Below are 18,765 nucleotides of genomic sequence, written 5' to 3'. Positions count from 1 at the left end.
TCATTCGCCACGTCCCCCGGAGGGATCCCGCTTCTCCCAGCCCTCGGCCCACAGGTCGAAGTGGGCCTGCTGCTGGGGGAATTCGGCCGCCGCGTCGGTGTCGAGCTCCACGCCGAGACCGGGCTCGTGGGAGAGCTGGAAGTAGCCGTCCACGACCTGCGGGGCGCCCTTGACCACCTTCTTGATCTCCGCGTCGGCGAAGTCGTTGAAGTGCTCAAGGATCTTGAAGTTCGGGGTGCAGCCCGCGAGCTGGAGCGACGCGGCGGTCAGCACCGAGCCGCCCACGTTGTGCGGGGCGATCAGGACGTAGTGGGTCTCGGCCGTGGCGGCCAGCTTGCGCGCCTCGCCGATGCCGCCGATGTGGCCGACGTCGGGCTGGATGATGTCGGCGGCCTGCGACTCGAAGAGCTCGCGGAACTCGATCCGGTCGTGGATGCGCTCGCCCGTGGCGATCGGCAGCCGCGTCTTCTCCGCGACCTTCGCGAGCGCCTTGAGGTTCTCCGGCGGCACCGGCTCCTCCAGCCACGACGGGTGGAACCGCTCCAGCTCGCCCGCGATCCTTACGGCCGTCGCCGGGCTGAACCGCCCGTGCATCTCCACCAGCAGCTCGGTCTCCGGGCCGATCGCGTCCCGCACGGCCTCCACGAGGGAGAGCGAGTGCAGGGTCTCGGCGTGATCCAGCTCGAAGTGGCCGGTGCCGAACGGGTCCAGCTTCAGGGCCCGGTAGCCGCGCTCGACCACCGTGGAGGCCGCCTTGTGGAACGCCTCGGGCGTGCGCTCCACGGTGTACCAGCCGTTGGCGTACGCCTTGACCCGGTCCGTCACCTTTCCGCCGAGCAGCTGCCAGACGGGCACCCCGAGCGCCTTGCCCTTGATGTCCCAGCAGGCCATTTCCACACAGGCGATGCCGGACATCACGATCTCGCCCGCCCGGCCGTAGTCGCCGTACTTCATCCGCCGGACCAGGTCCTCCACCGCGAACGGGTCCGACCCGGCCAGGTGATTGGTCTCGGCCTCACGCAGATAGCCCAGCAGCGCATCGGTCCGCCCGAGCATGCGGGTCTCGCCGACGCCGGTGATCCCCTCGTCCGTATGGACCTGCACATAGGTGAGATTGCGCCAGGGGGTGCCGACGACATGCGTACTGATACCGGTGATGCGCACAGCAATCGACCCTTCACGGTGTTCGAGATTTCGTCACTCGTTCGAAATGTTGACGTGACGGTAGTAAGTGCCCGTCAGAGGTGTCAATGGTTGTGCGTCGAATGACGTTCGAACGTGACAACCCATCATGACCGATCAAGAACCATCATGACCGATCATCTCGCTGGACAACATGGCTATCGGGATGTTCTTTGCGAAGCCCGCACTATCCGGCGCCGCGCTGCGCCTTCACCAGGACCTCGCCCGCCGTCGTCCGGTCGTACAGAACCGATCGCCCCGCCCGGCGCCTGCGGACCAGCTGGGCCTCGCGCAGCACGCGCAGATGGCGGCCGACCGAGCCCAGGGTCTGGCCGGTGAGGGCCACCAGGTGGGTGGTGCTCTTCGGGGTGTCGAGGAGGAGCAGTACGCTCGCGCGGGCCGGGCCGAGCAGGCGGCCGAGCGGGCCGGCGGCCGGTCGCGAGTCGGACCCGGCGAGGGCACCGGCGCAGGGGTAGACCACGGCGTAGCGGTGTGGCGCGTCCCAGGAGACCCATCCGGTGGCGGGGGTTACGGGGACGAAGAGCAGCTGGGCGCCGTGGATCGCGCGGGGCGGGTTGTCATGGGCGTTGATCTGGAGCCGGCTGCCGCCCAGCCAGCGCATCCCCGGCCGCATACCGTCCAGGACGGCCGCCCAGCCGCCCTGGCTCACCTGGCCGGTGCGCGCCACCACATCGGCCTCGATGATCCGGCGGCGGCGCGGCCAGGTGGGCCGTACGGCCTCCGTCCACACCCACTCCAGCAGCTCCGCGAGGAGCCACGGCAGATCGTCGCGGCACAGCGCGGCCGGGAGCGGGGCGCGGCCCAGGGAGACCGTGAGGTCGGAGCGGGCGGCTGCGGGGGCCGTCGTACGGATCCGGGCCAGCTCCTCCTCGAAGGACGGCTCGCCCTCGCCGGGCGGCGCCTGGGTGAGGAAGTCCGCGAGCCAGGTCCGGCCGAGCGCGGCCCGGACGAGCAGCGCGGTCACCGGGTCGTCGGCCAACCGCGCCCGGTAGGCGGGCAGATGGGCGTCCAGCCAGGCCCGCTCGCCCGGGTGTGCGGCGCTCGCCCGCTCCAGGGTGATCAGGGCGGCGGTGGTCTCGGCCAGGGCGGAGCGGACGAACCGGCCGCCCGCGAGCGTATCCGCGTCCACCAGCCACAGCCCCATCCGGCCGCCTCCCGCCGCCACCCCGTGGTCTTGTGCCGTCCCGCGTCGTCGCGCGTCGTCGGTGTGTCGTCCCGTGTCGTCGTGTGTCGTCCCGCGTCATTTCGCGTCGTTTCGCGTCCGCGCGAAACATTAACGCCGCCGCGCGGCGACTCCCGAGCCTGAACGCCATGCGCACTTATCGAGAAGTGTTCCGGGTCCCGGAGTTCACCCCGCTGTTCCTGGTCTCCGCCGCACAGGTGGCCGCCTCGACGGCGAGCGGCCTCGCCCTCGGCACCCTGGTCTACGCCGCGACCGGCTCACCGCTGCTCTCCGCGCTCAGCATGTTCGGACCCTCGCTCGCCCAGGTGGCGGGCGCGCTGGCGCTGTTGTCGGCGGCCGACCGGCTGCCGCCGCGCGCCGCGCTGTCCGGGCTGTCGGCCCTCTTCGCCCTGGGGACCGCCGCGCTGGCCCTCCCCGGGCTGCCCGTGGCGGCCGTCCTCGCCATCGTGTTCGGTCTTGGCGCGGCGGCCTCCCTGGGCGGCGCCGTCCGCTACGGGCTGCTCACCGAGATCCTGCCCAAGGACGGCTATCTGCTGGGCCGTTCGGTGCTCAACATGTCGGGCGGCACCATGCAGATCGGCGGATACGCGGCCGGCGGCCTCCTCGTGACCGCCCTCTCGGCGCGCGGCACCCTGCTCACCGCCGCCGCGCTGTACGTGCTGGCAGGGGCGACCGCCCGGTTCGGGCTGAGCGGGCGCCCGGCACGGGCGGGGGGACGGCCCTCGGTGGCCGAGACCTGGCGCGTCAACGCGCGGCTGTGGTCCTCCGCGCCCCGCCGCCGTGTCTACTACGCGCTCTGGGTGCCCAACGGGCTGATCGTCGGCTGTGAGTCCCTCTTCGTGCCCTACGCGCCCCGGCACGCCGGACTGCTCTTCGCCGTGGGCTCCCTCGGCATGCTGGCGGGGGACCTGCTCACCGGGCGGCTGCTGCCGCCGCACCGGCGGGAGCGGCTCGCGGCGCCCCTGCGGCTGCTGCTCGCCGCGCCGTATCTGGTCTTCGCCCTGCGTCCGCCGCTGCCGCTCGCGCTGGCCGCCGTCGCCCTCGCCTCGATCGGCTTCTCGGCCACGCTGGCGCTCCAGCAGCGGCTGATGGCCCTGACGCCGGACGAGATGAGCGGCCAGGCCCTGGGGCTGCACTCCTCCGGCATGCTCACCATGCAGGGCGTGTCCGCCGCCCTCGCGGGCGCGCTGGCCCAGCGCACCGCACCGGCGGTGGCGATGGCCACGCTGGCGGCGGTCTCCGTGGCCGTCACCCTGGCCCTGGCCCCTGGGCTGCGGGGCGATCCCGGTGCGCGTCGGCCTCATGTGGCCCCGGCGGAGGGGACGGTCGAGGAGACGGCCAGGGAGGGGCGGGCACCGTAAGGACGAGGGCGGGCACCGTAAGGCGAGGGTGAGCACCGTAAGGCGAGGGTGAGCACCGTAAGGGCGTCACCGGGGGTGGCCGTGGGCGGTGCGCCGGGGTCAACCGGGCGCTCGGCGGCCACCCGTTGGGCGGTGCCGGACACGCCGCAAGGGGGTGAGGTTCCCCCGGACGGGTTCGGGCGCCCGGTAGCTGTACGGGCAACTGAACTCCCGCTCAGGGCGTCCGTTCGGCGGCTCCGCTCGGAGGACGCGGCGGAACCCCGGCGGGAATCCCGCAGCGGGAATCCGCTCCCCGCCCCTGGAGGTATGTACGTCCATGCGCAACCGCCGCCGCGCCCTCGGCGCCCTTACCGTTCTTCTCATGGCGGCGCCGGCCGCCCACGCCGCGCCCGCCGGGCACGACATGCCCGACCGGCCGCGTCTGCCCCTGCCCTGGACCGACGATCTGACCATCGACCGCACCGGGGACGTCACCCCGGACGGATCCGTCACGCTGTACGGCAGCTACCGCTGCGTCCGGGAAGGGATGGAGTACACGCGGGCGAGCGTGCTCGTCACCCTCGCCCAGGGCCGGGAGCGCCACGGCCTCGGCGGCTATGACGCGGTCTGCGACGGACAGCGGCACCGCTGGCTGATCGACGCGGTGGACGTGGCGCGGTACGAGCCGGGACCGGCGGACGCCGAGGTCACGCTGTTGCGGTTCGACACCGGTGGCTCCTTCTTGCCGATGCCGAGGAACGCGGCCGGAGTCGAGCGGGGGATCAGGCTGGTGGGCGACGACGCCTGAGCCGATCGTCACGAGACGGTCCGCCCACCCGGGCCGTCACCCCTTGGCCGCTTCGTCTCCCTGCCCCAGCAGGGAGACGAAGGCCCGGAAGAGGGCGGGCATGTCCACCGCGTCCCGGTCGTGCAGCCACTGGAACTGGAGCCCGTCCATCACCGCCACCAGCAGCGGCGCGGCGGCCTCCGGGGTGAGCCCGCCGGGGAGCCGGTCGCCGAACTCGCCGCGCAGGATGGCCGCCATGTCGGCGCGCACCCTGTCGTAGCGCTGGGTGAAGAAGCCGCGCGCGGGGTGGTCGTCGGTGACGCTCTCGCCGAGGAGCGCGGAGAAGGTCTGGACGATGCCGGGGCGCATCGCGTTGTAGTCCACCAGCGAGGCCAGCAGGTCCAGCGGCCATATGTGCCCCCCGGCGCGCCGCGCGGAGCCGGTGTCCCACTGGTCGCGCTCCTCGAGCACGGCGATGAGGAGCGAGTCCTTGGTGGGGAAGTAGTGGAGCAGCCCCTGTTGGGTGAGGCCCACCCGCTCGGCGACCGCGCCGAGGGTCGCGCCCCGGTAGCCACGCTCGGCGATCACTTCGAGCGCGCGGCGGACGATCTCCGCCCGTCGTTCCTCACCACGTCTGGTACCGCGTTCGGTCGCCCTCTCCATGCTCGTACCGTAGAGCATGTTTGATAACGAATCGATAACGGTACCTACCTGCTGACAGGGTATCGGGTCCACGATGGCCCCGGACGAGGACCGGACGGGACCCGCACCGGGAGGGGCGAGCGATGGCGGACGCGATCGGCGAGGGCGGCGAGGGCGGCGAGGGTAACGGGGGCGGCGCGGCGGAAGCCGTGGTGGAGAAGGCCCTCGGCCTGCTGGATCTGGACACCAAGGCGCGGCTGCTGTCCGGGCAGGACATGTGGAGCCTGCCCGCCGTGCCGGAGATCGGGCTGCGCTCCCTGGTGATGTCGGACGGCCCGATCGGCGTCCGTGGCGTCCACTGGACCGCCGACGACCCCTCCATCGCCCTGCCCAGCCCCACCGCGCTCGCCGCGACCTGGGACCCGGAGCTCGCCCGGCGGGCGGGGCGGCTGCTCGCGCAGGAGGCGCGGCGCAAGGGCGTCCATGTGCTGCTCGCGCCCACGGTCAATCTGCACCGCTCCCCGCTGGGCGGCCGCCACTTCGAGGCGTACAGCGAGGATCCGTATCTCACCGGCGAGATCGGCACCGGCTATGTGACGGGTGTGCAGGACGGCGGAGTGGGCACCACCGTCAAGCACTTCGTGGCCAACGACGCCGAGACCGAGCGGTTCACCGTCGACAACCGGATCGCGGCGCGGGCGCTGCGCGAGCTGTATCTCGCGCCCTTCGAAGCCATCGTCAAGCGGGCCCGCCCCTGGGGCGTCATGGCCGCCTACAACGGGGTCAACGGCTCGACCATGACCGAGCACCGCGAGCTCCAGCAGGGTGTGCTGCGCGGCGAATGGGGCTTCGACGGCTTCATCGTCTCCGACTGGATGGCGGCCCGTGACACCGTGCGGGGGCTCAAGGGCGGGCTGGATGTCGCGATGCCCGGCCCGCGGACCGTCTACGGCGAGGCGCTGGCCGCCGCGGTGCGCGACGGCCGGGTGAGCGAGGCGGAGCTGGACGAGGCGGTGCGGCGGCTGCTCACCCTGGCCGCCCGGGTCGGCGTCCTGGACGGCGCGGCCCCGGCCGTCGCCCCCGTCGACCGGCCCGGCCCGATCGACGGGGAGGCGCTGGCCCGCGAGATCGCCCGGCGGTCCTTCGTGCTGCTGCGGAACGAGGGCGCGGGCGGCCGGGAGGCCGTGCTGCCCCTCGCCCCCGGCGCCCCCGGCGGGGTGCCGTCGCTGGCCCTGATCGGCGCCGCGGCGCGCGATGCCCGGGTGCTGGGCGGTGGCTCGGCGGTGGTCTTCCCCGACCATGTGGTCTCACCGCTCGACGGGCTGCGGGCCGCCCTCCCGCCGGGCGTCGAGCTCAGCTACGCCGTGGGCGCCGACCCCACCGATGAACTCGCCCCCGCCGCCCAGGGGTTCGAGCTGCGCGCCGTGGTCCGGGCCGCCGACGGGCGGGTGCTCGGCGAGTCCCGGCTGGCCAGTGGGCAGGTGCAGTGGATCAGTGACTTCCCCGACGGGGTGAGCTTCGAGGAGCTGCACAGCGTCGAGACCGTCGGCACCTTCACCCCGCGCGAGAGCGGCGCCCACTCCTTCGGCACCAGGGGGCTGGGCGGCCTCCGGCTGGCCGTGGGCGGCGAGGTGCTCTTCGAGGGGGAGGAGCACCCGGCGGACGTCGGCGACCCCTTCGAGGCGTTCATGGGCTCACCGGTGCCCCGGGGCCAGGTGGAGCTCACGGCGGGCGAACCGGTGGCGGTCAGCCTCACCTGCGCGGTGGCGCGGCCCGAGGACGCCCTGCTCGACGCCGTCTGCTTCAGCCTGCTGCACCGGGCCCCGGAGCGGGACGCCGAGGAGCTGATCCAGGAGGCCGTCGCCGCGGCCTCGGCGGCCGAGGCGGCCGTGGTGGTGGTCGCCACCACCGAGCGGGTCGAGAGCGAGGGGTTCGACCGCGGGCACCTGCGGCTGCCGGGCCGTCAGGACGAGCTGGTGCGCCGGGTCGCCGCCACCGGCACCCCCACCGTGGTGGTGGTCAACGCGGGCTCCCCGGTCGAGATGGCCTGGCGGGACGAGGTCGCCGCGGTGCTGCTGAGTTGGTTCCCGGGCCAGGAGGCGGGGGCCGCGCTCGCCGACGTCCTGCTGGGCGCGGAGGAGCCCGGCGGCCGTCTGCCCACGACCTGGCCCCAGCGGCTCGAGGACGCCCCGGTCAGCACGGTCACGCCCAGCGAGGGCCGACTGGTCTACGACGAGGGGGTGTTCATCGGCTATCGCGCGTGGGAGCGGCGGGAGGGAGCCGCTCCGGCGTACTGGTTCGGGCATGGCCTCGGCTACACGGACTGGGCGTATCAGGCGATGGAGTTCACCCCCGCGGAGGACGACGGCGAGGCGCTGGGCACGGTGACCGTGCGGGTCCGCAACGCGGGTGCCAGGGCGGGCCGTGAGGTCGTGCAGATCTATCTCGCCGTGCCCGAGGACGACGCGGCGGAGCGGCCGGTGCGCCGCCTCGCGGGCTTCGCATCGGTGGACGCGGCCCCGGGGGAGACGGCCGAGGCGACCATCCCCGTGCCCCGCCGGGCGGCGGAGATCTGGGACGAGACGAAGGGCGCCTGGCACCTGATCCCGGGCACTTACACGGCGGAAGCGGGCCGCAGCGTGGCCGACCGCCGCATGTCGGTCCCGGTGCCCGTGCAGCCGACCGCCTGAGTTACGCGGTCCGGCGCGCGGCGGGGCTGCTCGCGTCCGCCGGCCAGAGGGGGCCGACCCATCGCGACGCCTGCGGCGCGCTGTTCCCCTCCCCGCCCCTTCCCGAACCTGGGGCTCTGCCCCAGACCCCGGAGGACCGGGGCTGCGCCCCAGGCCCCGGGGGGAGGGGGCGCCTGCGGCGGGCTGTTCCCCTTCCCGCCCGTTCCCTGCACCTGGGGCTCTGCCCCAGGTCCCCAGGGGGCCGGGTGCCGTGCTCCAGGCCCGGGGGAGCGGGTGCTGTGGTCCAGACCCGGGGGCGGGTGCTGTGGCCCAGTCCCGGGAGGGCCGGTGTTGCGCCCCAGGCCCCGGGGGGGAGGGGGCGCCTGCGGCGGGCTGTTCCCCTCCCCGCCCCTTCCCGAACCTGGGGCTCTGCCCCAGACCCCGGAGGACCGGGGCTGCGCCCCAGGCCCCGGTGGAGGGGGGCGCCTGCGGCGGGCTGTTCCCCTTCCCGCCCGTTCCTGCACCTGGGGCTGCGCCCCAGACCCCGGCGGACCGGGGCTGCGCCCCAGGCCCGGGAGGGCCGGTGTTGCGCCCCAGGCGTCCGGGGTCAGGGGCGAAGCCCCTGCCGTGCGGCGGAGCCGCATAGAGGGAGGGGCGCCCCCCGTCTCGCGCCCGGTTCCCGGCGCCTGGCCGGGAACCGGGCGCGGGACGGGGCAGGGGTCAGGGCGCGGAAGCGGTGATGCGGCGGTAGGCCATGTCGGCCAGTTGCGCCTGGCCCGCCTTGCTGGGGTGGAACCAGTCCCACTTGCTCAGCTCATGCGTGGTGAAGCGGTATTCGTGCACCGCCGGGTCGAACCGGCACAGCACATCCCGCCCGCACACGTCCTTCAGCACCTTGTTGTACTCGGTCACCCGGTCCGCCACCCGCTGTCGGCGGTCGTTGGAGGCCGCGTCCAGGTCCTGGGAGTCCTTCAGCATCGACGGGCAGATGCCCAGCTTCCAGATCTGCCGGCCGAAGACGTTCTTCCGCCCCTCCGACCACAGCCGCTTCAGATCCGGCACGCTGGCCACGTACACCTGCGTCTTCGGCAGATCGCGGCGCAGCCGGGTGAGCGCCGAGGTGAAGGTGGTGCGGAACTGCTCGGGGGAGGTCATGTCGTCCACCGAGTCCCGGCACGCGTCATTGGCGCCGATCATCACGGTGATCAGCTTCGGCTTGCGGGCCGCGGCCGCCTCGATCTGGCCGGGGAGGTCGGCCACGACCGCGCCGGTCTTGGCGAAGTTCCAGGCGTGGGTCCCCGCGTCGGCGGTGGCGGAGGGCAGCAGCCGCTGGGCGAGGCTCCGCACATCGGTGCCGGTGGACCACGACACCTCGGGGCAGTCGGAGAGCACCGAACAGGCGTCGAAGCCACGGGTGATGGAGTCGCCCAGGGAGGCGATCGAGGTCGGCCGGGTGTTCCAGACGATGGACCGCTTGGCGCCCGGCGTCTTCCCCGCGCGCGTCGGCCCGTGCCGGGAGGGGTCGTCCGAGCTGCCGAAACAGCCCGCGGAGCTCAGCACGGCGGCGGTGGTGAACAGCACCATGCCGGTGCGCCCGACGGTGCGTCCGGCGGTGCGGCGCGTGGTGCGCGGGGACGGGCGCACGATCGTACGCGTGGTCGAGGAAGCGGCCGCCGATCGCTTCCGGCGTGTCGCGCTGACCCGCATGGCTGTTCCCCCTCCGGCTGTTGGGTGATATCTATCCGGACCGACGGTACGTCACTCCTCCGGTCGACCCGCACGGTACGTTTTTCTTGTGCCAGATGAGCGTCGTCCCGGCGACATGGCGCGCTATGCGGTACCAACACATTACGCCCCGTCACATCCTGTCCGCTTTCTAGAGAATTCTGCACGATAAATTTCACTGAAGGTGACGTCGAGACTGGTGTGGGAGTGATCACTAGGGCAGAATGTGATCCGATGTCCCGGGCGGGACCGGTACGGGCGCGAGGCCGCTGGGGAAGGCGCACCTCGAACCGCACAGGAGGCACCGGTGACGACCCGTGGAGTTCTGTATGTGCACTCCGCTCCGCGCGCGCTGTGCCCGCACGTCGAATGGGCCGTCGCGGGCGTCCTCGGCGTGCGTGTCACCCTCGACTGGATCAAGCAGCCGGCGGCGAACGGCACCTGGCGTGCCGAGTTCTCCTGGCAGGGCGAGGTCGGCACGGCCTCCAAACTGGCCTCCGCGCTCCGCGGCTGGCATCTGCTCCGCTTCGAGGTGACCGCCGAGCCCTGCGCCACCGCCGAGGGCGAGCGCTACAGCTCCACCCCCGAGCTCGGCATCTTCCACGCCGTCACCGGAATGCACGGCGACATCCTGATCCCCGAGGACCGGCTGCGCGCCGCCCTCGCCCGCTCCACCCGCGGCGAGAGCGACCTCGAGGCGGAGATCGCCAAGCTGCTCGGCAAGCCCTGGGACGACGAGCTGGAGCCGTTCCGCTACGCGGGTGAGGGCGCCCCGGTCCGCTGGCTGCACCAGGTCGTCTGAGCGCCTGACGCGCCGCCGTCCCTTTGGCCGGAAGCCCCCTTCGGGTTTTAGCGTGGCGGCATGACCGAACAACACCCGGCAACGTCCGTCGCGGTCCTCGGCACCGGCATCATGGGCTCCGGAATGGCCCGTAACCTCGCCCGCTCCGGGCTCGAGGTCCGTGCGTGGAACCGCACCCGATCCAAGGCCGAACCGCTCGCCGAGGACGGCGTACGCGTCACCGACACCCCGGCCGAGGCCGTGGACGGCGCCGATGTCGTCCTGACCATCCTCTACGACGGCGCCGTGGCGCTCGAGACGATGCGGCAGGCCGCCCCCGCGCTGCGCCCCGGAACCGCGTGGGCCCAGGCCACCACGGCGGGGTTGGAGGCGCTGGAATCGCTCGCCGCGTTCGCCCATGAGAAGGACCTCGCCCTCATCGACTCGCCCGTGCTCGGCACCAAGCAGCCCGCGGAGAGCGGACAGCTGCTGGTGCTGGCCGCCGGGCCCAACCCCGTCCGCCCGGTGGTCTGGCCGGTTTTCGACGCCATCGGCAGCCGTACGGTGTGGGTCGGCGACACCGCGGAGGGCGCCGCCGCCACCCGGCTCAAGCTGGTGCTCAACAGCTGGGTCCTCAACGTCACCCACGCCACCGCGGAGGCGGCCGCCCTCGCCAAGGGGCTGGGCGTGGACTGGCAGGGCTTCCTGGACGCGGTCGAGGGCGGCCCGCTGGACAACGGCTATATGCGGGTCAAATCGGCCCAGTTGCTCCGGGGCGACCTCGAGCCCAGCTTCGCCTCCAAGACCGCGGAGAAGGATGCCCGGCTGATCGTGGAGGCGGGAGAGCGCGCCGGAGTGCGGCTGGACCTGGCGGCCGCGGGCGCGGAGCGGTTCCGCCGCGCGATCGAGGCGGGCCACGGCGACGAGGACATGGTGGCCTCGTACTTCGCCAGCTTCGACGGCGAAGCCCCCTGAGGCGGCAGCGGCCCTGAGGCGGCAGCGGCCTTGAGGTGGCAGCGGCCTTGAGGTGGCAGCGGCCTTGAGGTGGCAGCGGCCCCGAGGCGGCAGCGGCCCTGACACACCGATGGCCCGCCCCCGGCCGGAGCCGGAGGCGGGCCACCCCCACATTTCAGCGCCTCACGGCGCCGAGCGGTCAGACCGTGCTGAAGGCCAGCACCACATTGTGGCCGCCGAAGCCGAACGAGTCGTTCAGCGCCACGACCGGGCCCTCGGCCGGGAGCGCCCGCGCTTCGCCGGTCACGATGTCCGCGTCCGCCTCCGGGTCCAGCGAGCCGATGTTGATCGTCGGCGGGGCCAGCCGGTGGTACAGCGCGAGCACGCTGGCCACCGTCTCCACACCGCCCGCGCCGCCGAGCAGATGGCCCGTCATGGACTTGGTGGCGGAGACCGCCATGTGGTCCACGTCGTCGCCGAACACCTTGCGCAGCGCCTTGATCTCCGCCAGGTCGCCCTGCGGGGTCGAGGTCGCGTGCGCGTTGACGTGCGCGACCTCGGAACCGCTGATACCGGTGTTCTCCACCAGGTTCTGGAGCGCGTTCCCGATGCCGTTGCCGGACGGCTCCGGCTGGGTGATGTGGTGGGCGTCGGCCGAGATGCCCTGGCCGATGGCGCGCGCGTACACCCGGGCGCCGCGCGCCGCGGCGTGCTCCGCCGACTCCAGGACGATGGCGCCCGAGCCCTCGCCCATCACGAAGCCGTTGCGGTCGACGTCGAACGGGCGCGAGGCGCCCTGCGGGTCGTCGTTGCTCTTGGACATCGCCATCATGTTGCCGAAGGCGACCATGGGCAGCGGGTGGATGGACGCCTCGGTGCCGCCCGCGACGACCACATCGGCGCGGCCGGTGCGGATCATCTCGATGGCGTAGCCGATGGCCTCGGCGCCGGAGGCGCACGCGCTCACCGGGGTGTGCGCGCCCGCACGGGCGTTGAGGTCGATGCTGACGTTCGCCGCCGGGCTGTTGGGCATCAGCATCGGCACGGTGTGCGGGGAGACCTTGCGGACGCCCTTCTCGCGCAGCACGTCGTACTGGTCGAGCAGGGTGGTGACCCCACCGATACCGGAGGCCACGACCGCGCCCAGCCGGTCGGGGTCGATCGAGGAGTCCTCGCCCGCCTTGGCGGTGAAGCCCGCGTCCGCCCACGCCTCACGAGCCGCGATCAGCGCGAACTGCGCGGAACGGTCGAGCTTGCGGGCCTGCGGACGCGGAATGATCGTGCCCGGCTCCACCGCGATCTTCGCGGCGATGCGGACCGGCAACTCGGCCGCCCATTCCTCCTCCAGGAGGCGGACGCCGGACCGGCCGGCCAGCATGGCCTCCCAGGTCGACGGGGCGTCGCCACCCAGCGGCGTCGTGGCACCAACACCGGTGACGACCACGGTGCGATTGGTCGAGTTCACAGGAATTCCTACTCCACGTGTAGAAGGTGCTGGACCTGCCACCGCACGGGCGGCGACGACCGGTCTTGATACGGGCTCAGCCCTGGTGCTTGAGGATGTAGTCGACGGCGTCGCCGACGGTCTTGAGGTTCTTGACGTCGTCGTCCGGGATCTTCACGTCGAAGCGCTCCTCGGCGGCGACGACCACCTCGACCATGGACAGCGAGTCGACGTCCAGGTCGTCGGTGAAGGACTTGTCCAGCAGGACGTCCTCGGTCGGGATACCGGCGATCTCGTTGACGATCTCGGCGAGACCCTCGAGGATCTCTTCCTGAGTGGCGGCCATTGCGGCGCTCCTTCTTCGGTGTGTTGCGGTGGTGGCGCAGCGTCCGACTTCTGCGGAGCTGCGTGGATATGGACTATGGAGCCTAAGGAAGGGTAACGACCGTCGCTGCGTAGACGAGACCCGCTCCGAATCCGATGACGAGCGCGGTGTCGCCGCTCTTCGCCTGCCCCGTCGCCAACAGCCGCTCCATGGCGAGCGGAATGGAGGCGGCCGAGGTGTTGCCGGTGGTCTCCACATCACGGGCGACCGTGACGTGCTCCGGCAGCTTGAGGGTTTTGATCATCGAGTCGATGATCCGCATGTTGGCCTGGTGGGGGATGAACGCGTCGAGCTCGTCCGCGCTGACCCCGGCCTCGTCCAGGGCCTGCTGGGCGACCTTCGCCATCTCGTAGACGGCCCAGCGGAAGACGGCCTGGCCCTCCTGGCGCAGGGCCGGGTAGCGCACGTCGGCGGCGTTCTGCTCGCGGTAGACGTCCCAGGGCAGCGTCTGGGTGATGGTGTCGGACTTGTCGCCCTCCGAGCCCCAGACGGTCGGGCCGATCGCGGGCTCCTTGGAGGGGCCGACCACCACGGCGCCGGCGCCGTCGCCGAACAGGAAGGCCGTCGCCCGGTCCTCCAGATCGGTCAGGTCGGAAAGCCGCTCGACCCCGATGACCAGCACATGCTCCGCGGTGCCGTCGGTGATCATGCCCTTGGCGAGGGTCAGCCCGTAGCCGAAGCCCGCGCAGCCCGCCGAGATGTCGAACGCGGCCGGCTTGCCGGCGCCCAGCAGATGCGCGATCTCGGTGGCGACCGCCGGGGTCTGCTTCAGGTGCGAGACCGTGGAGACGATCACGGCGCCGATCTGCTCCGGCGTCAGGCCGGCGTCGGCGATGGCCTTGCCTCCGGCCTCCACGGACATGGCGGCGACCGTCTCGTCCGGACCGGCCCAGTGGCGGGTGGCGATGCCCGAACGGGAGCGGATCCACTCGTCGGAGGAGTCGATGTGCTTGAGGATCTCCTCGTTCGGCACCACCCGGGTGGGACGGTAGCCACCGACGCCGAGAATGCGCGCGTACGGGGCGCCCTTACTGGGCTTGATCTTCGCGGTCATGCTTCTCGGAGCTCCTCTTCGGCCGGTGTGTCGACGGGAACGGCGTGCTCCGCGATCAGCGCACGGGCCGTGTCGAGATCGTCCGGAGTCTTCAGCGCCACATTGGTGACGCCCGGCAGCGCGCGCTTGGCGATGCCGGTGAGCGTGCCGCCCGGGGCCACCTCGATCAGCCCGGTGACGCCCAGCTCCTGGAAGGTCTCCATGCACAGGTCCCAGCGCACCGGGTTGGACACCTGGGCGACCAGCCGCTCGATCACCCCGGCCCCGGTCGCCACGACCCCGCCGTCCCGGTTGGAGACGTAACGGGTGCGCGGATCGGCCACCGGGACGCCCGCGACCAGGGCCTCGAGGGCGGCGACCGCCGGGGCCATATGGGCGGTGTGGAACGCGCCGGCCACCTTGAGCGGTACGACGCGGCGCACCCCCTCCGGCTTGTCCTCGGCCAGCGCCGCCAGCTGCTCGGCGGTGCCCGCGGCCACGATCTGCCCGGCGCCGTTGACGTTCGCCGGGGTCAGTCCGTGCTTGTCGAGGTGGGCGACGACATCGTCCTGCTCACCACCCAGTATGGCGGCCATTCCGGTCTCGGTACGGCTCGCGGCCTCCGCCATGGCGAGTCCGCGGCGGCGGACCAGCACCATGGCCGCTTCGTCGGTGAGCACACCGGAGGCCACGGCCGCGGTGATCTCGCCGACGCTGTGGCCCGCGACCGCGCCGATACGGTTCGGCAGCTCCGCGAGACCGGTCGCGCCCTCGACGCCCTCGCCGAACAGCGCGTGGGCGGCGACCAGACCGGCGGCCACCAGCAGCGGCTGGGCCACCGCGGTGTCGCGGATCTCCTCCTCATCGGCCTTGGTGCCGTAGTGGATGAGGTCAAGCCCGGAGACGGCCGACCACCAGGTCAGACGTTCGGTGACGCCGGGGAGGTCGAGCCAGGGGGTCAGGAAGCCGGGCTTTTGAGCACCCTGGCCGGGAGCGACGAGTACGAGCACTCTCACACTCTCTCTTGTGGACGGTCCGGCCCGCCCGTGAGGACAAGGACGAAGAACCGACAGGGGAATTGTGGGGGTCCAACAAACGGTCAGGGCAATATGTTCGCGTCGGCGAGACGTCCCAGGATCAGGGCTATGCGCAGAGTAAACGCCGACCTGACGTCGGAAGGTGACCATCCGGTGACGTCCGTCACACGTCGTAGCCGGTAGCGGACGGTGTTCGGGTGAACGAAGAGCATCCGGGCCGCACCCTCCAGACTGCTCGCCTGTTCGAGGTACACACTCAGTGTCTCGAGCAGCGCCGAACCGGCTTCCTCCAGCGGTCTGTAGATCTCCTCCACCAACTGCTCACGGGCAGCCGGATCTCCGGCCATCGCGCGCTCTGGCAGCAGATCGTCGGCGAGCACCGGACGGGGCGCGTCCGGCCAGGCGGTGCACGCCTTCAGCCCGGCCGCCGCGGCCCCCGCCGAGCGGGTCGCGGCCAGCAGGTCGGAGACCACCGGACCGGCCACCACCGGACCCGGGGCGTACGGCCCGATCAGCGCCTTCGCCGCCTGGAGCGGATTGTCCGAGCCGCCCGCGACCACCACCAGACGGTCGCCCAGCACCCCGGTGAGCACCTGGAGCTTGGCGTGGCGGGCGGCCCGCCGGATCGCCTCGACGGTCAGCTCGCTGTCCCCGTCCGGGGCGGTGCCCAGCACCACGCACACATGTTCGGGTGAGTTCCAGCCCAGGGCGGCGGCGCGGGACAGCGCGCCCTCGTCCGCCTCGCCGGACAGCACCGCGTTGACCACCAGCGACTCCAGCCGGGCGTCCCAGGCGCCGCGCGCCTCGGCGGCCTGCGCGTACACCTGGGCGGTGGCGAAGGCGATCTCCCGCGCGTACACCAGCAGCGCCTCGCGCAGCACCGACTCATCGCCCGGGGCCGCCACGTCGTCGATCGCCGACTCCATGACCTCGATGGTCGTGCGGACCATCTCCACGGTCTGCCGCAGGGTGATCGCCCGGGTCAGCTCGCGCGGGGCGGTGCCGAACACATCGGTGCTGATCGCCTGGGGTGCCTCGGGGTGGCGAAACCATTCGGTGAAGGCCGCGATGCCCGCCTGCGCCACCAGCCCGATCCAGGAGCGGTTCTCGGGCGGCATCGCCCGGTACCACGGCAGCTGCTCGTCCATGCGCGCGATGGCGTTGGCGGCGAGCTTCCCGGAGGACTTCTCCAGGCGGCGCAGGGTGGCACTGTGCGGATGCGGGGTGTTCGAGGCTGGTTCAGGCACGAGGACAAGACTGCCTTATCGGATGGTGAGCGCTGGGGGCGGGAGGTGTACGCGGGGGTAGGGACGGGGGCGGGGGTGGACGGTCAGGGGACGGTCAGGGGCGCACTACCGTGGACCGGGTGATGTGGATACAGCGGTCCGGTGCACGGTATCCGGGCGGGGAGGGCGCGGGCATCGAGACGCGCCACGCCTTTTCCTTCTCTGGGTACTACGACCCCGGCAATGTGCGGTTCGGCTCGCTCGTGGCCTGCAACGAGGAGCGGCTCGTCCCCGGCGCGGGCTTCGCCGAACACCCCCACCGCGATATGGAGATCGTCACCTGGGTCGTCGAGGGCGAGCTCACCCACGAGGACTCCACCGGCGCGCGGACCGTCGTGCGCCCCGGCGACGTCCAGCGGCTCAGCGCCGGAAGCGGAGTGCGTCACACCGAGCGCAACGCGGGTGCGGAACCCCTCACCTTCGTCCAGATGTGGCTGATGCCGGGCCCAGGTAGAGCCACGGACCCGGCGTACGAGGTGGTGCGCGGCATCGCCGACGGCACCCCGTACGCACTGGAGCGCACCGAGGCGGTGCTGCATGTGCGGCGGCTGGTGGACGGCGAGCGCACCGCGCTGCCGGACGCGCCCTGGGTGTACGCGCACGCGGTGCGCGGTGCGGCGCGGATCGACGACGAGACCCTCACCCCCGGCGACGCGGCCCGGATCTCCGGTGCGGAGGGCCTTGAGGCGCGCGCGGAGGGCCCGGCCGAGCTGCTGATCTGGGAGATGCACGCGGAGCCGGGCTACGGCTGAGGGGTCCCGAGCTCCCGAGAGCTCTCGGGAGCTACAGCTCCGCCAGGACCGCGTCGGTGAACGTGGGCCAGACCTCGATCGCCCACGGGCCGAAGGCCCGGTCGGTCAGGGCCACACAGGCGGCGCCCGCGTCCGGGTCCACCCAGAGGAACGTCCCGGACTGACCGAAGTGTCCGAAGGTGCGGGGCGAGGAGGAGGCACCGGTCCAGTGCGGCGACTTGCCGTCGCGTATCTCGAAGCCGAGCCCCCAGTCGTTGGGCCGCTGATGTCCGTAGCCGGGCAGCACACCGGTGAGCCCCGGGTGCACCACGGAGGTGGCCCCGGCCAGCGTCTCGGCCGCCAGCAGCCGCGGGGCCTGCAACTCCGCCGCGAAGCGGACCAGGTCGTCCACGGTCGAGACGCCGTCCTTGGCGGGCGAGCCGGGCAGGTCGGTGGTGACCATGCCGAGCGGCTGGAGCACCGCCTGGCGCAGATACTCCGGGAACGGGATGTCCGTGGCCTTGGCGATGTGGTCGCCCAGCACCTCGAACCCGGCGTTGGAGTAGAGCCGGCGGTTGCCGGGCGCGGCGACCGAGCGGTGCTCGTCGAAGGCGAGCCCTGAGGTGTGCGCGAGCAGATGGCGCACCGTGGAGCCCTCGGGCCCCGCCGGCTCGTCCAGCTCCACCGCGCCCTCCTCGACGGCGACCAGCGCGGCGTAGGCGGCGAGCGGCTTGGTGACCGAGGCGAGGGGGAACCGATGGCCCGTCGGGCCGTACGATCCGGCAAGGGTGCCGTCCGCACGCACAACGGCGGCCGCCGCCGTCGGAACCGGCCAGTTCTCGATCATCCGCAGGCTCTCCATGCCCAAGAGCCTACGGGGTTGGCCGCGGGGGCCTCTTTCCCCTCCCCGCCCCTTCCCGCAGCATCGATATGCGGCTCCGCTGCGTGGCAGGGCTCCGCCCCTGGGCCCCGGGGCGGTGAGCCGACCGCACCGCCTGCGACGTGGTGGTCGGGTGGCGGCCGGCCGGTGAACCTGGGCGCGGGCGTGAACGCCCGCACCGGCGGGCTGAGCGCGGTCGGGGTGCTGGCGCGGCGGGTGATCGGTGGACGCCCGCGCGCATCCGGGTTGTCCGGCCGGGGGCCTGGGCGGAGCCCCGGTTCTTCTGCTTCGCCTCGAACCCCCGGGGGGCACGGGCGGACCGTCGCCCCGGCCGGGCGCCAACCGCGTCACCCGGGACGCGGTCGGGGCCGGGGTCCGGGGCGGAGCCCCAGTTTCTTCGGGAAGGGGGGGCGAACAGCTCGCCCTCCCGCGGCACGCCGGCGCAGCCAGATGGCCGGGCGACACTCGCGCGGATCCGGGACGCCCGGTCGGGGTCCGGGGCGGAGCCCCAGCTTCCAGCCTCTCCGGCGGTTGAGGAGCGGGGTCTGGGGCGGAGCCCCGGTTTCGGGAAGGGGCGGGGAGGGGAACCTTGGGTTCTAGGAGTCGTTGCAACACCCCAGTTCAGGGGATGCGATGGACTTCGAGATTCGTAAGGACCGGACGAGGCCTCAGGGTAGGAAGAAGC

General features: G+C 72.6%; 16 protein-coding genes. 6 read left to right on the top strand and 10 right to left on the bottom strand.

Annotated features, from left to right (window positions below; translation table 11 throughout):
• Together ABD329_RS11900 and ABD329_RS11895 are read right to left on the bottom strand one after the other, a co-directional pair.
• Positions 1-1,164, bottom strand: coding sequence for a mandelate racemase/muconate lactonizing enzyme family protein (locus ABD329_RS11900; RefSeq protein ID WP_198281230.1), 1,164 nt, complete (start codon positions 1,162-1,164; stop codon positions 1-3).
• A gap of 205 nt (positions 1,165-1,369) precedes the next feature.
• The gene (locus ABD329_RS11895) at positions 1,370-2,347 is read right to left on the bottom strand and encodes an ArsR/SmtB family transcription factor (protein WP_198281229.1); all 978 of its coding nucleotides are present in this window, start codon (positions 2,345-2,347) and stop codon (positions 1,370-1,372) included.
• Positions 2,348-2,514: 167 nt separating this feature from the next.
• Here ABD329_RS11895 and ABD329_RS11890 point away from each other — a divergent pair, with 167 nt between their 5' ends.
• Both ABD329_RS11890 and ABD329_RS11885 read left to right on the top strand, forming a co-directional pair.
• Entirely contained in the window at positions 2,515-3,747 is a 1,233-nt protein-coding gene (locus tag ABD329_RS11890; RefSeq protein WP_198281228.1) for an MFS transporter, read from the top strand.
• A gap of 361 nt (positions 3,748-4,108) precedes the next feature.
• Positions 4,109-4,534 (top strand): DUF6299 family protein, encoded by a 426-nt coding sequence (locus ABD329_RS11885; protein WP_198281619.1) that lies wholly within the window; start codon positions 4,109-4,111, stop codon positions 4,532-4,534.
• 36 nt (positions 4,535-4,570) lie between these two features.
• Here ABD329_RS11885 and ABD329_RS11880 read toward each other — a convergent pair whose 3' ends face one another.
• A complete protein-coding gene (locus ABD329_RS11880; protein WP_198281618.1) occupies positions 4,571-5,176 on the bottom strand; it encodes a TetR/AcrR family transcriptional regulator in 606 nt (201 codons plus the stop codon).
• 122 nt (positions 5,177-5,298) lie between these two features.
• Here ABD329_RS11880 and ABD329_RS11875 point away from each other — a divergent pair, with 122 nt between their 5' ends.
• Positions 5,299-7,845 (top strand): glycoside hydrolase family 3 protein, encoded by a 2,547-nt coding sequence (locus ABD329_RS11875; protein WP_198281617.1) that lies wholly within the window; start codon positions 5,299-5,301, stop codon positions 7,843-7,845.
• 699 nt (positions 7,846-8,544) lie between these two features.
• On the opposite strand, the gene ABD329_RS11870 is transcribed toward ABD329_RS11875, so the two are convergent.
• Positions 8,545-9,531, bottom strand: coding sequence for an SGNH/GDSL hydrolase family protein (locus ABD329_RS11870; RefSeq protein ID WP_344316324.1), 987 nt, complete (start codon positions 9,529-9,531; stop codon positions 8,545-8,547).
• Between the two features lie 325 nt (positions 9,532-9,856).
• On the opposite strand from ABD329_RS11870, the gene ABD329_RS11865 reads away from it, so the two are divergent.
• Together ABD329_RS11865 and ABD329_RS11860 are read left to right on the top strand one after the other, a co-directional pair.
• Positions 9,857-10,351 carry a DUF3145 domain-containing protein gene (locus tag ABD329_RS11865; RefSeq protein WP_344316323.1) on the top strand — a complete coding sequence of 165 codons (495 nt, stop codon included), beginning with the start codon at positions 9,857-9,859 and terminating at the stop codon, positions 10,349-10,351.
• Positions 10,352-10,411: 60 nt separating this feature from the next.
• Positions 10,412-11,305 carry an NAD(P)-dependent oxidoreductase gene (locus ABD329_RS11860; RefSeq protein ID WP_344316322.1) on the top strand — a complete coding sequence of 298 codons (894 nt, stop codon included), beginning with the start codon at positions 10,412-10,414 and terminating at the stop codon, positions 11,303-11,305.
• 178 nt (positions 11,306-11,483) lie between these two features.
• On the opposite strand, the gene ABD329_RS11855 is transcribed toward ABD329_RS11860, so the two are convergent.
• From ABD329_RS11855 to ABD329_RS11835, 5 genes are all read right to left on the bottom strand, one after another.
• The gene (locus tag ABD329_RS11855) at positions 11,484-12,749 is read right to left on the bottom strand and encodes a beta-ketoacyl-[acyl-carrier-protein] synthase family protein (RefSeq protein WP_344316321.1); all 1,266 of its coding nucleotides are present in this window, start codon (positions 12,747-12,749) and stop codon (positions 11,484-11,486) included.
• Positions 12,750-12,825: 76 nt separating this feature from the next.
• Entirely contained in the window at positions 12,826-13,074 is a 249-nt protein-coding gene (locus ABD329_RS11850; RefSeq protein WP_020871568.1) for an acyl carrier protein, read from the bottom strand.
• A gap of 82 nt (positions 13,075-13,156) precedes the next feature.
• Positions 13,157-14,167 carry a ketoacyl-ACP synthase III gene (locus tag ABD329_RS11845; RefSeq protein WP_037959499.1) on the bottom strand — a complete coding sequence of 337 codons (1,011 nt, stop codon included), beginning with the start codon at positions 14,165-14,167 and terminating at the stop codon, positions 13,157-13,159.
• Entirely contained in the window at positions 14,164-15,156 is a 993-nt protein-coding gene (locus tag ABD329_RS11840) for an ACP S-malonyltransferase (protein WP_344316361.1), read from the bottom strand. The genes ABD329_RS11845 and ABD329_RS11840 overlap by 4 nt, the downstream gene beginning before the upstream one ends.
• Before the next feature lie 89 nt (positions 15,157-15,245).
• Positions 15,246-16,430, bottom strand: coding sequence for a PucR family transcriptional regulator (locus ABD329_RS11835; protein WP_020871571.1), 1,185 nt, complete (start codon positions 16,428-16,430; stop codon positions 15,246-15,248).
• Positions 16,431-16,552: 122 nt separating this feature from the next.
• Here ABD329_RS11835 and ABD329_RS11830 point away from each other — a divergent pair, with 122 nt between their 5' ends.
• Positions 16,553-17,221: a pirin family protein gene (locus ABD329_RS11830; protein ID WP_198282336.1), complete on the top strand. Its 669-nt coding sequence runs from the start codon at positions 16,553-16,555 to the stop codon at positions 17,219-17,221.
• Between the two features lie 31 nt (positions 17,222-17,252).
• Here the strand turns inward: ABD329_RS11830 and ABD329_RS11825 are convergent, their stop codons facing one another.
• Positions 17,253-18,062 (bottom strand): serine hydrolase domain-containing protein, encoded by an 810-nt coding sequence (locus tag ABD329_RS11825; RefSeq protein ID WP_198282335.1) that lies wholly within the window; start codon positions 18,060-18,062, stop codon positions 17,253-17,255.
• Positions 18,063-18,765 lie beyond the last annotated feature (703 nt).

The organism is Streptomyces javensis (assembly GCF_039525925.1).
GTDB classification, from domain to species: Bacteria; Actinomycetota; Actinomycetes; order Streptomycetales; family Streptomycetaceae; genus Streptomyces; species Streptomyces asiaticus.
This window is presented reverse-complemented; position numbering and strand designations above follow the sequence as displayed.

Excerpts from the sequence above, each read along its gene's own strand:
- ABD329_RS11895 (WP_198281229.1), bottom strand. The coding sequence starts at position 2,347 with ATGGGGCTGTGGCTGGTGGACGCGGATACGCTCGCGGGCGGCCGGTTC.
- ABD329_RS11890 (WP_198281228.1), top strand. The coding sequence starts at position 2,515 with ATGCGCACTTATCGAGAAGTGTTCCGGGTCCCGGAGTTCACCCCGCTG.
- ABD329_RS11885 (WP_198281619.1), top strand. The coding sequence starts at position 4,109 with ATGGCGGCGCCGGCCGCCCACGCCGCGCCCGCCGGGCACGACATGCCC.
- ABD329_RS11880 (WP_198281618.1), bottom strand. The coding sequence starts at position 5,176 with ATGGAGAGGGCGACCGAACGCGGTACCAGACGTGGTGAGGAACGACGG.
- ABD329_RS11875 (WP_198281617.1), top strand. The coding sequence starts at position 5,299 with ATGGCGGACGCGATCGGCGAGGGCGGCGAGGGCGGCGAGGGTAACGGG.
- ABD329_RS11870 (WP_344316324.1), bottom strand. The coding sequence starts at position 9,531 with ATGCGGGTCAGCGCGACACGCCGGAAGCGATCGGCGGCCGCTTCCTCG.
- ABD329_RS11860 (WP_344316322.1), top strand. The coding sequence starts at position 10,412 with ATGACCGAACAACACCCGGCAACGTCCGTCGCGGTCCTCGGCACCGGC.
- ABD329_RS11850 (WP_020871568.1), bottom strand. The coding sequence starts at position 13,074 with ATGGCCGCCACTCAGGAAGAGATCCTCGAGGGTCTCGCCGAGATCGTC.
- ABD329_RS11845 (WP_037959499.1), bottom strand. The coding sequence starts at position 14,167 with ATGACCGCGAAGATCAAGCCCAGTAAGGGCGCCCCGTACGCGCGCATT.
- ABD329_RS11830 (WP_198282336.1), top strand. The coding sequence starts at position 16,553 with ATGTGGATACAGCGGTCCGGTGCACGGTATCCGGGCGGGGAGGGCGCG.
- ABD329_RS11825 (WP_198282335.1), bottom strand. The coding sequence starts at position 18,062 with ATGGAGAGCCTGCGGATGATCGAGAACTGGCCGGTTCCGACGGCGGCG.